We start from the raw sequence: 14,365 nt of genomic DNA on the forward strand, positions 1-14,365 counted from the left end.
GTCTCCCCCCTTACTCCTCTTTCAATTTCTCAAATTCTGTTTTCGGATCAAAAGAACCTTTACCCATTAAGGCCTTAAATTGAGCAATCAAATTCTGGATAATCCGGATTGATGTAAGAGCCATTCCAAAAGGAGCCGCTAAATAAACAAGTCCCATCGGAATCTGGTTAGCCGGAGATTTTTGACCAAAAGCGAGCAGCTGCTCAGAAATTCGGTAGCCATAGATCACTACAAAAATCGCAAAAGCCAAGAATAACAGATTTGAAATAATATTAAACACGATTTTCCCTTTGTCCTTAAACAACAGCAGCAGAACATCAACCTTAATATGGCGCTGCTTCTTTACGCCGTAGCTGATCCCGATATACACGGCCCAAATGAAACAATACCGTGCCAGTTCTTCCGACCAGGGAAGAGAGTTTTGCATGACATATCGCATAAATACTTGAACAAAAATCACGATAACCATCACACTTGAGAGTAAAACCAGTAACACTTTTTCCGCATTCTCGTCAAGCCAATGTAGCGCCTTCATCTTCCTTCACCTCTTTAATTTGACAATATCCCTAGATGTTGAAACGAAGGGCTTGTGCCAAAGGGGCGGAAATCCACCCTTTTGGCACAAGCCCGAAGCAATGTGCGCTGTCTCTGCAGCTCTTTTAACATGCGAGTGGAGCCTGCACAATCGTATTCAGCGAGCAGGGAAACGGTTTCGTCCTGCTCGCTGCTACTTTAAACGGTGCCGCCTGTCACATCTTGGACTGTGGAAATCCTTCCAACATCCCTGTCATCTGGCAGGGCGGCATTCATTCAGTTATGTCATAGAACGTATTGACCCATTAACCCCCAGTAATCTCGGAAATCGTATTGAGGTACTCATCGACAATCTCTGCGCCAATGGAATCTTTATGCTTCTCAATTACTGGTTGAACCGCTTCCTGGAAACGAGCCCGTTCTTCATCTGTAATCTCAGTGAAAGTCATACCTTCCTTCAGTCTTTCCAAGCTTTCATCCGCTACTTCACGGTTGCGCTCACGGTTGAATAATCCAGCCTCTAACGCAGCCTCATGAATGATCGTTTGCTGATCTGCGGATAATTCATCCCAAATCGACTTACTGAATAAAAACAGGAATGGTGTGTAAACATGGTTCGTATCAGAAATATGCTCTTGCACTTCAGCGTATTGGCTTAAATCAATCGTCGGATAAGGATTTTCCTGTCCGTCAACTGTTCCTTGCTGCATCGCTGTAAAAAGCTCTGTGAACGCCATTGGCGTCGGGTTCGCACCCATTTCTCTCCATGCATCAAGATGGATCTCATTTTCCATTGTCCGGATCTTCAAACCATTTAAATCATCAACTGATGCAACTGGACGAACGCTGTTTGTCAGGTTACGGAAGCCGTTTTCCCACCATGCAAGTCCAACAAGACCTTGTGATTCCAACAACCCAAACATTTTTTCCCCGAATGGACCATCAAGCAGTTCATCAGCTGTTGCCGGATCAGAAATTGTAAACGGTAAATCAAACACTCCGTACTCCGGAAGGAAGTTAGCAAGCGGCGATGTTGATGTTACAACAATTTCCAATGTTCCTAACTGAAGCATTTCAATCGCTGAACGGTCATCGGCGATTTGTCCTGAGTGATACACCTGAATTTCAAAATCATCTGTTTGCTCTTCAACAAGTTCTTTAAATCTTAAAGATGCTTCATACGCAGGGTGCTGATCGTTAATTCCGTTACTTACACGGATAACTCTCTTGTCACCGGAACCAGCTGCCGCATCTTCGCCGCCTTCTGTCTCAGCAGGCGCGTCGCCGTTATCTGCCGGTGCCGGATCGTTTCCGCCACCTCCACAAGCTGCTAAAAATAAGACTAATACCATCAATAAACTAATCAATTTCACCTTCATACGAATTAACCCTCCTCAAATTTCTATATCTTTCTCCAATAATACTTTGCAAGCTTACCGGTCTCCCCCCACCCCCTTAGTGAAATTAATCTCTGAATATCTTTCGTTATTACGAGAATAGAAATAATAACGCTTACATTCACATTTAAAAAAGAGGTTGTTTCCCTTCCCGGATAAATCGCTTGAAAGCGCTACCGTATCAACTTCTTACATAATACCCCATCCTAAAATAATAGGCAAGATCTTTTTAGAAAATTTTTTTCAAAAAAAATATTTTTTGTGATAATTTATTCAATAATCTTTCATAGACAACTATTTTCAGGGAGAAAAGCGATTAAGAAGGGGAAAAACCTTCTTAATCCGCTTTTGAGATCCACACTCTCTCCTGCTGTAAAAAGAGTATTACTATCGCTTCTTTACAAGGTTTATTCATCCAGCTCAAAGAACACTAAAATTTTTTTCATCAAATTACTTTACTTCTTTTTCCTTAAGCTGAACGTTCTCTTTTACATCACGGTTGAACAAATAAGTCGGATAGAATCCTCCGAGAACATCAGCGACATTCTGAGCTGTTTTTCGTTTTAATTCATCCTGAGATTCCTCTGAATACCAGGCAGCATGCGGATTTAAAATCACATTGTCCATTTTCAGCAATGGATTGTCAGCCTGAATCGGTTCTTCTTCCAATACATCTAAGCCTGCACCGGCAATTTCTCCTGCTTCAAGCGCGCGGATCAGCGCCTGCTCATCAATCACCGGACCACGTGCCGTATTAATGATAAACGCTTCCTTCTTCATCGCTTTAAATTGGTCATCACCAATCATCCCGCGCGTTGCTTCAATGAGCGGCGCATGGACGGAAACAAAGTCGGAACGTTCACAAAGCTCATTTAAGTCAACAAGCTCGACATTAATTTCTTTCGCTACTTCCGCAGGTACAAATGGATCGTGGGCAATGACCTTAATTCCAAAAGCCTGCGCCTTTCTTGCCAACGTTTGCGGAATCTTTCCAAATCCAACTAAGCCGAGCACCCGACCAGGCAAACGGAAAATCGGCACACCGACCTTATAATCCCAGTTTCCGTTTTTCACAGCCTGGTTTAATTCCACTACCTTTCTGGCACATGAGATAAGGAGGGCAAAGGCATGATCAGAAACTTCATCCATGCAATAGTCTGTCACATTGGCGACGATTACACCGTGTTCATTAGCCGCGGCGATGTCAATTGTATTGACGCCGACTCCGTATCTTGAAACGACTTTAAGATTAGGCAGACTTTCGATTACTTTTCGCGTAATTGGAGCGTATTGATTAATGAGACCGACGGCATTCGCTTCCTTTGCCGCAGCGATTACCTCGTCCTCCGTCTTACATTGTGAACGGACGAGCGTAGCGTCGACCGTAGCAAGCACTTCCTCCTCCGGTGCCAGTGTCGCAAATTCAAAGTCCGTAATTAATACATTAAACTTACTCATCTCTTCCATCTCCTTTTTTATCTCTTTTACATGTTGTCATTGATAAAGCCGTTCTCATCGAACGAGAGCGGGAAAGGCCCTTCGATTAACTCAATGTTTTCCTGATCTTTGATTAGTTGATAAGCAGCTTCTGAAACCATGATTTCACCAAGCTCAAGCGTGTTGTGGATGCGGACAATTTTCGCTTCAGGTATGGTGATGCGGTTACATGTGCGTAAAGCTACTACTAACGCTTCTTTGTCATTATTCATCGCAACCGGAATTTTCGCCGGTTCAAGCACAGTCGAAGTAATGGAATTGGCATAGGTATAGTTAAAATCAATTTTTTCGACAAGACGTCTTGTCGTCACATCCGCCATTCCGATTCCGCACGCATTGCCGTGAGTTTTTTCCGTCAAATCAAGGACAATGACCTTTTGAATTGGCGGCGCTTCAAATCCCGGCAGGCCAGAGCCGACTTTTCCTGTAATGTTAGGGTCCATCCCTGATCCACTAATGTCCTTGCCGATTTCATTCACTATAAGCACATCAATTTCAGGCACAAGAATTTTTGGCAGCAAGGCTTTTGCTTCAACGAGAAGCTCTTTTTCACGCGAGGCAATCTCGCCAGCGGGGATTGCTTCGATTTTCTTTGTTTTGTCGTAGGCATTCTCGAGAATCGCCACTCCGAAAATGATCTTGCTATGCGCCAGTACATAATTCCCGACTTCAGGAATGACACGTTCAAACTGATCAAAGCCATACGAGTGCATTTTAGTCGCACCCTTATGCTTACCCAGTCCGATTCCCATCATTTTCATCAAGCCGCTTTCATAGTCAGCTTTAAAATCGGTATGCGGCTTGACCCGGTTAATGACGACTATCGAATCAGCTTCTGAAGCATATTTGTCCAGATAGACCGGCATCCCTGTTTCCGTCGTTCCAAGCTCAATGACTTCCATGCTTGACTTAATCTCGGCTCCAATAGATTCTTCGGTGATGCCATAGCTTGCCAGCACCTGCTTTTGCCCTTCATCCGTCGCTCCGCCATGGCTGCCCATTGCCGGCAGGACGAATGGCACAGCGCCCAGCCCTTGCAGCTCTTTGACGACGGCACGGACGATTTCAAATAAATTGGCAATTCCCCGGCTACCGACCGCGACCGCAATGGAATCTCCTTTTTTCACAGTGCGCTTAATACTCTCTTTGCCGATTTCCTGCTTGACCGCTGCCGGAATTGACTCAAGCTTCGCCTGATCAAACTTCTGCTTAACGAGGTACATTTTCGGAAGATCAAGCTCATAGCCGCCTGCAAGCTTTACATTCAATTCTTGATTTAACATTTTCTACACCTCCGCATTTTGTGACACCATACAAAAGATTACAAGATTTCTGAAAAACGATTGAATACGCTTCCACTCAAAAGAGTGTTTCAGCTGAGAGTTTGGCGAAAACAGCGACCTTCTGTTTGACTTGAAGAAAGGGGTGTGCCGCCGGCTGTTATTCTTTGGCACATCCCTTCTGTCAGGCGGCAAACAGATGAAACAGCTCCGCCTCCCCCGTTAAAAAAGCGTTGATAAACACTTTTCAATTCGACATGGCTCGCTTAATTTCCTCTTGCCTTCTGTACTTCCTCGACAAATGCGGCTGCTTTTTTCGTCAGGTCAGTCAAATACGCCTCGTTGATTTCGACTTTCGTATTGACAAGCGTGCTGCCGACTCCGGCAGCAACCGCGCCATGCTTAATGTATTCCCCGACATTATCCAGGTCGATTCCGCCGGTTGGCATGAGAGGAATATGAGGCAGCGGACCGTGAACATCCTTCAAATATCTCGGTCCAAAGGCATTCGCAGGGAAAACTTTAATAATATCGCCGCCAGCTTCATAGGCCCGAAGAATCTCTGTCGGGGTCATCGCTCCTGGAATGCTCACGACACCGTAACGCTTCGTTAATTTAATCGTCTCTGTATCGACAGTAGGTGAAAAGACAAATTTCGCTCCGGCCATAATGGCAGCCCTCGCCGTCTCCGCGTCGAGCACTGTACCCGCTCCGACGATGACATCATCACCTAATTCGGACGAGACTTGCTCAATTAACTGCAGCACTTTCGGTGTCTCAACGGTAATCTCGAATGTTTTGACCCCGCCTTCGCTCAATGCTTTAGAAATCGCTGAAATATTCTCCGGCTTTGCGCCACGAATGACTGCGACGATTCCGTTTTCCTTAATTTGATTTAAAAGCTCCATGTAATCCTCCCCTTGCCTTTGTATTATCTGCTGACGTCTTCTCCCGTCGCATTCATAAAGTTCTCCACCTCATATTTTTCAGGCAGTCCCTCGACATCTCCATTAATCATTGTGACCATTGCTCCGACCGCATTTCCGCGCTGGACAGCCTGCTCAATCGAAAGCCCATCAAGCAGCCCGGATGTGAAGCCTGCGGCAAAGCCGTCTCCAGCACCGACCGGATCCACGACCTGATCTACCTTAAAGCCTGGAACAAGCTTGCTTTCCTCGTTCGTAAAATAATAAGCCCCTTTGGCACCTACTTTTAAGATGACCAGGGAAGCACCTTGATCGAGGAAGAGGCGGCCGAGTGTTTCAGGGTCACTCTCACCGAACATAAACTTTCCTTCGTCGATTCCCGGAAGAATAATATCAACCTGTGTAGCAAGATCAAGCAGCACACGGCGCGCTTTTTCCTCCGACCAGAGCTTCTTTCTCAAATTCGGATCAAAGATGATTTTCACATCATGCTTTTTGGCGAGCGCGATCGCTTCTTTTATCGCTTCATGACAGCTTTCACTTAAGGCAGGTGTAATGCCGGAAATATGAAGATATTTCGCTTGGGCGATATATTCTTCCCGGATATCCTCCTTACTCAGCTGACTAGCGGCCGAGCCTTTGCGATAATACTGAACTCTCACTTCATTGGCGCTGCGGATTTCCTTGAAATAAATCCCGGTCGGCGCGCTGTCATCGACTTTCACCTGACTGACGTCGACTCCTTCACCGCGAATAAATGAGAGCATCGCTTTCCCAAGCTCATCATCACCAACCCGGCTGATCCAGCCGGCTTTATGGCCTAACCGAGTCAGACCGATTGCATAATTTGATTCCGCGCCGCCAAACTTCCGCGAAAAATTGTTCGCATATCTCATCAATCCAGTCGAATCAGGAGTGAAAAGCACCATCGTTTCACCTAAGGTAACAATATCCATATGACTCCCCCGTTTTCTAAGTAAATCATGCCTCGCAGTGGAAAGAAGGTTGCCTCCACACTTAGGAGACAGCCACCTTTACACGCCGGCACGAGCCTCATTCTCTCGTATTACCATTCAGCGACTGAACCATCGCGGTGACGCCAAACAGGATTTCTCCAGCGGTGGCCTTCATCAGCCATTTTCCGTACTTTTTCTTCATTAATTGTAATCCCTAAACCAGGTCCCTGTGGAATCTGAACATGACCATCCTTATACTGGAAAACAGATTGATCGGTAATATAGTCAAGCAAGTCGCTTCCTTCATTATAATGAATGCCGAGACTCTGCTCCTGAATAAACGCATTATGAGCAGTCGCGTCAACCTGCAGGCATGATGCCAGGGCAATCGGTCCGAGTGGACAATGCGGCGCCAGCGCGACATCATAGGCTTCAGCCATTGAGGCAATTTTCTTACATTCTGTGATGCCTCCTGCATGGGACAGATCCGGCTGAATCACATCAACATAACCGTCTGCCAGCAGGCTCTTGAAATCCCAGCGCGAAAACATTCTTTCGCCGGTGGCAATCGGTGTGCTCGTATGCTTGGCAATTTCCTTTAACGCTTCGTTATTTTCCGGAAGCACCGGTTCTTCAATAAACATTGGCCGGTACGGTTCAAGCTCTTTTACTAAAATTTTTGCCATCGGCTTATGGACTCGTCCATGAAAATCAATGCCAATGCCGACGCTGTTTCCTACGGCTTCCCGAACGGCGGCAATGCGGGCGACGACTTCGTCAACCTTGTCATAGGAATCGATGTACTGCATTTCTTCTGTTCCGTTCATTTTTACCGCTGTAAAGCCGGCATCAACGATATCCTTTGCCGCTTTCCCGACGTCGCTCGGGCGGTCCCCGCCTATCCAAGAGTAAACGCGAATCGAATCACGACAAGCGCCACCGAGTAATTGATAAACAGGCGCGTTATAATATTTGCCCTTAATATCCCATAGCGCCTGATCAATTCCGGCGATCGCGCTCATTAAAATCGGACCGCCGCGATAAAAACCGGCGCGATAAAGTACATTCCAGTGATCCTCAATCCGCAGAGGATCTTTCCCGATCAAAAAGTCGGCCATCTCGTTTACGGCCTCTTTTACTGTATTGGCTTTCCCTTCGACGACCGGCTCACCCCAGCCGACGATTCCTTCATCTGTTTCAATCTTTAAAAAACACCAGCGTGGGGGAACGATAAAGCATTCAAGTGACGTAATTTTCATTCTCGTAATCTCCTTTTCTCCCTTTTTACCTATCTCTTCTCAGGCTCCTTAGAAAAATTCTACATTATAAAACTAAGTTTTTGAAATTATGTAAGAAGAATAGCCTTGAAAACAAGACAAAATAAGGCGCTTTCATTTAACTTAATTGTAGGTGAAAATGTTTGTAAAAGCAATATGATCGATTAATTTTTTTAGAAAGCCGCTCGTAAACTGGCTGGCTTTTGCCTGAAAAGAGGAGGAGGCAAAACGATTTCGCATGTAGCCGTGATGGGCTGCACGCACAACAAGCCCGTTATGAGAAACAACTCCCAACGGGCTTTGCAAGAGCGCGGCGGTCCGCTCCTGAATTATTCGACAGTTGTTTTCAGCTCAACATCAATATTGCCGCGTGTCGCTTTTGAATAGGGACAGAATTGATGTGCTTTTTCAACAAGCTGCTCCGCTTCTTCTTGACTTACCCCTTTAATATGAGCATGGAGGACAACGCCGATCTTAAAGCCGTTGTCAGCCGGATCTTCTAACAAGCTTACCTTCGCCTCCAGCTCCGACTCGATCTCTTTCCTTTCCTTTGAGGCGATTAAATTCAGCGCACCGTCAAAGCACGCCGCATAGCCTGCCGCGAATAATTGTTCTGGATTCGTCCCTTCCGTCGAAGAGCTCGTACCTGCGGGCATCACAAGCTTATGATCAATCACTCCATTGTCGGATGTCACTTTTCCGTTTCTTCCGCCGACAGCTTTTGCCTGAGCGGTAAATTTCACATTCGCCATTTCCATTCCCTCCTTCAGCTTGGTTAAAATTGTTCTCTTCTTTTGTATTGACGACATGCTGCGATTTCAAACATGACATATTTATCGACGAAGCGTCACACACTACTTCTATAGCTTGTACACAAGGAGGAAAAATATGAAGCAAAAAGTCACCTCATCCGAGAGCCCGTTTCCCTACATTCCGATGACTTCCCTGACGGACGGGGTCAGTCAGCGCGTAGCCGATGACCTGTACTGTCTGCCGATCCAAATTGTCAATGTCTGCTTTATCGGCAATCCGCACATGGAAAAGGAATGGGTACTCGTTGATACCGGTATGCCAAAATCGGCGGAGCATATTTATGACTTTCTCAGCGATTCCTTTGGCAAGGTGACCGCCCCGAGAGCGATTCTGCTTACTCATGGTCATTTTGACCATGTCGGGACGGTGGTCGAGCTTGCTGAAACGTGGGATGTTCCCGTCTATGCGCATGAGGCCGAGCTTCCCTTCCTCACCGGAGAAGCCGACTATCCTGAGCCGGACGGAAGTGTGGAAGGCGGACTTATTGCCAAGCTTTCTCCCCTTTTCCCAAATGAGGGAATTAACCTCTCAAGTCGGATAAAGGCCTTACCGCAAGATGGTAGCATTCCTTTTTTAGCAGACTGGAAATGGATTCACACCCCCGGCCATTCACCAGGTCATGTCTCCTTTTTCCGCGAGCAGGATCGGGCCTTGATCGCTGGCGATGCGTTTGTCACAGTAAGGCAGGACTCTCTTTACAAAGTCCTTACTCAAACAATCGAAATCAGCGGTCCACCCCGCTATCTTACAACCGATTGGCCGGCAGCATGGGAGTCTGTTCGCAAATTAGCAGCACTTGAGCCGTCAGTCGCCGTTACAGGTCATGGGCTCCCTATGTTCGGAGCGGACTTACGTGACCAGCTTGGCCAGCTCGTTGAGCATTTTGCCGAACGGGCGATCCCGGACCACGGTCGCTATGTCGACAATGAGCTTCATTAACGGGCGGGGCAGGGAAGCAAAACCACCTGCCAGTTCTAAAAAACACAGCGGGTACGGACAAATGGGTACGCTTTTCCCTTTTGTCCAGCCCCTCAAAAGCCGGCATTATCTCAAGGCCGGTCACTGGCCGAATCACCCTCGTCAATCTTGTAAAACGGCACCCAGACGGTCCTGCCTTTTTTCGAATGGCTGACATAAAGCAACGTATCGTAAAAGGTGCTCATATAAATTTCCTTCCCGGCAAGAGCTCCTCCTTGCTCATCTACATACACACCTGTTGGCTGATAGTACCGTTCGGGGTTTTCTGCAAACGAAATATAGCTGTTTCGATGCTCGTATTCATCCCCCTGATATGTAATGGTTTTTGGCAGACCCTCGTTTTTTGACAGACAGCCGCTTAATACAACGAGCATGACGACTGTTTGCAGCAATAGAGTTTGCTTTTTCATCAAACCAACTCCCGTACCGATTATGATAATATGTACGAGCAGAACAGGGAAAGCGTTTCATTCAGCGCCGATCTTTTTTAGCCGGTCTCTTTTTTTTGCAGGGCGCCTGCCCCTTACTGGCGTTATATCTATCTTTCTATTATGGTCATGCGCTAAATGAAAATGGTAAACTAGTAATGTTAATTTTTTAGGAGGCGTTACTATGCCGGACTGGTCTTATCATCTGCTCTTCAACCCTATCATTTCCCATTTACCGGCGCGTACTTCAAGGGCATTCATTCACAGGAGTATGGCGAGGATTGCCCGGATGCCGGCCGGTAAACAGCTGATTCATTTTCTCGGCAGAGAAGAATCCTCGCCATTCTTACATAAGGAAGTGGCCGGCAGCTCGTTTGCTAATGCAATCGGGCTATCAGGCAGAATCGACCCAGAGCAAACAGCAGGATCGGCTTTCGAGCATTTAGGCTTCGGTTTCCTCGAAATCGGCCCTGTTACCGTACGCGGTCCACAGCAACGGTCGACGCTGGCGATTGATCATCGAGAACAAACGATCACCTTTGACCGTAATAATGAAGTGGTCAGCCTTGAAAAAGCGGAGCGGTTTCTTTCAAGCAGGAAACGCCAGTTGCCGCGCTTTATCCGCTTAAGAGGCTCCAACGAAGAAGTGATGGAGATCGCCAAACAGCTTGAACGCTTCGCGGTCGCTTTCATTCTTGAACGCGATAAAGACAGTGACGCTGAACAGCTTCACCACTTGCAAAAAGAGGTGACTCCTCCTGTGTTTTTGGCAATCGTCTCCAGCGATGTCGAACAGCTTTCCTTTGCGGCAACAACAACATGCGACGGAATTGTTTTAGACGAACCTGACGTCTCCAGACGCGAAGCACTTGAGGAACATCTTCAGGCGATCACCTTGCTAAAAAAACAAGGGTTCAACCGGACGATTGTAACGAGCGGCGGCGTCTATGAACCGGCGGACGGCTTGCGTCTCCTGGGTGCCGGCGCTGACTTGATCATGCTCTCAGCCGGCTATGTCTTTGCCGGACCCGGTCTACCTAAAAGAATCAAGGAAGCGCAACTTGAGGAACAGACACCTGTCTCTCCTGCCCCGGGCTGGATATCGTATTGGCTCTTTGGATTGGCAATGGTGATTGGGGGAATCATCTCCCTCTATTTGAGCATGACGACGGTCATTCTGCCTTATGACGAACTGTTTCTCGGCATCAGCAGGGATATGATTCATGCTTTTAATGAACGCCTATTACTCTTTATGGCTCACGACCGGATGACGCTGGCCGGATCGATTATATCCGGCGGTCTCCTTTACATGCTGCTGGCACGTTTTGGTATCCGCCAGCGGCTGAAATGGGCGAAGCAGGCAAGTGATTCAGCAGCGATCCTCGGCTTTCTCGGGATTTTTCTTTTTATTGGCTACGGTTATTTCGACTGGCTTCATCTGCTTTTTTGGCTCGTCTTGCTTCCATTTTTCATCTCTGGTTTTTACCGGACGAGGAAGATTGATGGTACGCCGCAGTCCTCCAATCGGCGCAATCATCCGGTCTGGAAACGCGGTCTCTATGCCCAGTTTTGTTTTGTAATTCTCGGCACTTCTTTTATCATCGGTGGAATCGTTATTTCCTGGATTGGAGTCTCCAATGTCTTTGTAAGTACTGACCTGCTTTACTTATGTATGCCAAAAGAAATGCTCGATGCCTTTAACGAGCAGCTTATTCCGGTAATCGCCCATGATCGTGCGGGCTTTGGCAGCGCCCTGATCAGCGTCGGTCTTCTCGTGCTGCTCTGTGCCTTATGGGGCTTTCATCAAGGTAACCGCTGGGTTTGGTGGATGCTGCTCGTCAGCGGACTTCCCGCTTTCTCAGCCGGAATTTCTGTTCATTTTCTCATCGGTTATACGACGTTTATTCACTTGCTGCCTGCTTACTTTGCGTTAAGCCTCTTTATTATTGGTCTCGTCCTTGGCTACCCTTTTTTTCATCGCAAGGCAGACGATTAACCGTGTTTCTTATCGAGGCAATAAGAATTTCTCTTGTTGCCTTTAGTACTTATTCACTTTTTTTCAATAAATGTTGTCATGCTCGCGCAAATAGTCCCGCACCTCTTCCAATTTCTTTCTCCCGCCTTTTAGCGCGGCAATTGATTCTGTACGACATTGAGCAAAAACAGTTGCATCGCCGTTCCCTCTTTCATACAGCTTCGAATCCGGCTGCTGATTGATCAGGATTAGTTCCTTCCCCTCTACCAGTTCCTCCACCAACCGTGTCAGCGTTGGCATCGAGCAAACCCAGCCAAACTGCTTGAGAAGCTGCTGGCGGAGATCCGAAGCCGAGCAGGCTTCACTTCTTCCCTGCAATACCTTCATAATCAAAAAAGGCAAAACCTTTTTATACTCTAAATATTGCCCGATAAATGGGAAATCGGTCTCCGTCAAAGATGTCTTAATCCGCTCCTCCGTCGAAGTGTGACACCATTGAATCGTCTGATCCATACAGATAAGATGTGCATCAACTACCTGCTTCCACTCTCCACATTGAACTTTTAAGTATTCCTTGCCATTCATCGTAATCGTAAACGGTTTTTGGGGATGATGATAGGAAGGCATTAAATAACCTTGATATGTAAGAGACTTATAGAGATTGTTCACCTTTGACCTTATCGTCGAGGAGCGCTTAAACAGTGAAAAATAGAGTGGAAGATTGGTTGAGATAGCGTTGGTCTCGTCACCGAGATAAATTCGATGTAATACGAGCCAAGAAAGTAATGTTTTTTTTGTTAAAACTTCTTTTTTCATTCGATCTGTATTCCTCCAGGCGTCAAAAAGCTAAGTGACCTCGTTTCCCTTTCTAATCCCTCTTTCTGCTCTCTGCCTCCTTTGCTACTTTTTATCTAAAAGGAGAAGTCGTCCTTATTATACCATAATTTGCTTGTTCATAAGTATATCCGTCTTAAAATTCCGAATATTCCTGCCGGCCTTTCTGACTCACAGGACAGATGTAGTATAATAAAAGAGGAAAAAGATAGGAGGAAGAAAATGGAGAGAAATTCTCATACTGCAGCTGAATGTCAACAGATTCTTCGGCAAACGATTGTCCCCTTTGCTGAGCGAGCAGCTTTTCACGATGACGAAGCCACTTTTCCATTTGAAAACATTGAGGACTTAAAAAAGATCGGGTATCCGGGCTGGACAGTCCCTCAGCAATTTGGCGGTCTGGAGCTGCCCCTGCAAACCTGGCTCACTTTTCAGGAAATGATTGCCGAAGCGGATGGGGCAACAGCGCTTTCAATCGGCTGGCATGTCGGGCTTGCTTCTCAGCTCAATGTGAACGGAACGTGGCCGGAGCCGGTATTGAACCGCGTCTATCACGATATCGTCCATTCTGGTGCGCTGCTCAACGCCGCAGCAACTGAGCCGGAGACCGGCAGCCCGACCCGTGGAGGGAAACCAACAACAAAGGCAGATAAAACAGCGAACGGCTGGCTGTTAAATGGGCGAAAGTCGTTTACATCGATGGCGCCAGCTCTAGATTATATACTCGTTACGGCTACATTGCCTGATGGTGAGGTCGGTCAATTTCTTTTACACCACTCCGACCCGGGCATCCGCATCGATGAAACATGGAATACCATTTCGATGAGAGCAACGGCCAGCCATGATCTCTATTTGGAAGATGTCGAATTGCCGGCTGACCGGCTTGTCGAACGGCTCATCCCAGGACCGAAAAAGCCGGCGGGCTGGCTATTACATATTCCCGCCTGCTATCTCGGAATTGCCCAGGCAGCCCAAGGTTTTGCGGTCTCTTTCGCCTCGACGTACTCGCCAAACAGCTTGAACGGGCCGATCAAGGAGCTGCCAAATGTTCAGATGAAGCTCGGTGAGAATGAAGCGTCCCTACTGCAGGCGCGGTACTTTTTATATGGAGTCGCACAAAAATGGGATGAAGCAGGCGCCGAAGAAAGACAGCAGATGCAGCCGGAGCTTGGAGCGGTCAAATTGAAAGTCGTCAACGCCGCGCTTGACGTTGTCGACCGGGCCATGCGGGTCGTCGGCGCGGAAAGTTTATTTAAAAAGCACCCATTACAGCGCTATTATCGCGATGTCAGAGCCGGTCTTCACAATCCGCCGATGGATGACAGCACGCTGCTGATGCTCGCTGCCAACGTGCTTCGTACGAGGACGGACGACGAGCGCTAAATGGTTCGAGGCCGGACCCCATGAGTCCAGCCTCGAAGCAATAAGCGGTTAGTTGAAAAGCTCAGACCGGAGAAATCCTCTTCGGTC

The 14,365-nt window shown here is 47.2% G+C and carries 13 protein-coding genes; 3 read left to right on the plus strand and 10 right to left on the minus strand.

Going from position 1 to position 14,365, the window contains the following annotated elements:
• Nucleotides 1-10 precede the first annotated feature (10 nt).
• From M3212_RS05870 to M3212_RS05905, 8 genes are all read right to left on the minus strand, one after another.
• Entirely contained in the window at nucleotides 11-535 is a 525-nt protein-coding gene (locus M3212_RS05870; protein ID WP_251193026.1) for a TRAP transporter small permease, read from the minus strand.
• 304 nt (nucleotides 536-839) lie between these two features.
• Nucleotides 840-1,913: a TRAP transporter substrate-binding protein gene (locus tag M3212_RS05875; protein ID WP_251193027.1), complete on the minus strand. Its 1,074-nt coding sequence runs from the start codon at nucleotides 1,911-1,913 to the stop codon at nucleotides 840-842.
• Between the two features lie 468 nt (nucleotides 1,914-2,381).
• The gene (locus tag M3212_RS05880; protein ID WP_251193028.1) at nucleotides 2,382-3,389 is read right to left on the minus strand and encodes a C-terminal binding protein; all 1,008 of its coding nucleotides are present in this window, start codon (nucleotides 3,387-3,389) and stop codon (nucleotides 2,382-2,384) included.
• Nucleotides 3,390-3,415: 26 nt separating this feature from the next.
• Nucleotides 3,416-4,711, minus strand: coding sequence for a lactate racemase domain-containing protein (locus M3212_RS05885; protein WP_251193029.1), 1,296 nt, complete (start codon nucleotides 4,709-4,711; stop codon nucleotides 3,416-3,418).
• Nucleotides 4,712-4,974: 263 nt separating this feature from the next.
• Nucleotides 4,975-5,616: a bifunctional 4-hydroxy-2-oxoglutarate aldolase/2-dehydro-3-deoxy-phosphogluconate aldolase gene (locus M3212_RS05890; protein WP_251193030.1), complete on the minus strand. Its 642-nt coding sequence runs from the start codon at nucleotides 5,614-5,616 to the stop codon at nucleotides 4,975-4,977.
• A gap of 23 nt (nucleotides 5,617-5,639) precedes the next feature.
• Nucleotides 5,640-6,590 (minus strand): sugar kinase, encoded by a 951-nt coding sequence (locus M3212_RS05895; protein WP_251193031.1) that lies wholly within the window; start codon nucleotides 6,588-6,590, stop codon nucleotides 5,640-5,642.
• A gap of 110 nt (nucleotides 6,591-6,700) precedes the next feature.
• Entirely contained in the window at nucleotides 6,701-7,849 is a 1,149-nt protein-coding gene (gene dgoD / locus M3212_RS05900; RefSeq protein ID WP_251193032.1) for a galactonate dehydratase, read from the minus strand.
• Nucleotides 7,850-8,196: 347 nt separating this feature from the next.
• Nucleotides 8,197-8,619 (minus strand): organic hydroperoxide resistance protein, encoded by a 423-nt coding sequence (locus M3212_RS05905; RefSeq protein ID WP_251193033.1) that lies wholly within the window; start codon nucleotides 8,617-8,619, stop codon nucleotides 8,197-8,199.
• A gap of 136 nt (nucleotides 8,620-8,755) precedes the next feature.
• Here M3212_RS05905 and M3212_RS05910 point away from each other — a divergent pair, with 136 nt between their 5' ends.
• A complete protein-coding gene (locus M3212_RS05910; protein ID WP_251193034.1) occupies nucleotides 8,756-9,619 on the plus strand; it encodes an MBL fold metallo-hydrolase in 864 nt (287 codons plus the stop codon).
• A 110-nt stretch (nucleotides 9,620-9,729) separates the two neighbouring features.
• On the opposite strand, the gene M3212_RS05915 is transcribed toward M3212_RS05910, so the two are convergent.
• The gene (locus M3212_RS05915) at nucleotides 9,730-10,068 is read right to left on the minus strand and encodes a hypothetical protein (RefSeq protein ID WP_251193035.1); all 339 of its coding nucleotides are present in this window, start codon (nucleotides 10,066-10,068) and stop codon (nucleotides 9,730-9,732) included.
• 202 nt (nucleotides 10,069-10,270) lie between these two features.
• On the opposite strand from M3212_RS05915, the gene M3212_RS05920 reads away from it, so the two are divergent.
• Complete coding sequence (locus tag M3212_RS05920) at nucleotides 10,271-12,082, plus strand: dihydroorotate dehydrogenase (protein WP_251193036.1); 1,812 nt, start codon at nucleotides 10,271-10,273, stop codon at nucleotides 12,080-12,082.
• 63 nt (nucleotides 12,083-12,145) lie between these two features.
• On the opposite strand, the gene M3212_RS05925 is transcribed toward M3212_RS05920, so the two are convergent.
• Nucleotides 12,146-12,877, minus strand: coding sequence for a hypothetical protein (locus M3212_RS05925; protein WP_251193037.1), 732 nt, complete (start codon nucleotides 12,875-12,877; stop codon nucleotides 12,146-12,148).
• Nucleotides 12,878-13,117: 240 nt separating this feature from the next.
• On the opposite strand from M3212_RS05925, the gene M3212_RS05930 reads away from it, so the two are divergent.
• Entirely contained in the window at nucleotides 13,118-14,278 is a 1,161-nt protein-coding gene (locus M3212_RS05930) for an acyl-CoA dehydrogenase family protein (protein ID WP_251193038.1), read from the plus strand.
• Nucleotides 14,279-14,365: the final 87 nt, after the last annotated feature.

The sequence above is a fragment of the Halalkalibacter oceani genome, assembly GCF_023715705.1.
Lineage (GTDB): Bacteria > Bacillota > Bacilli > Bacillales > Bacillaceae_D > Halalkalibacter > Halalkalibacter oceani_A.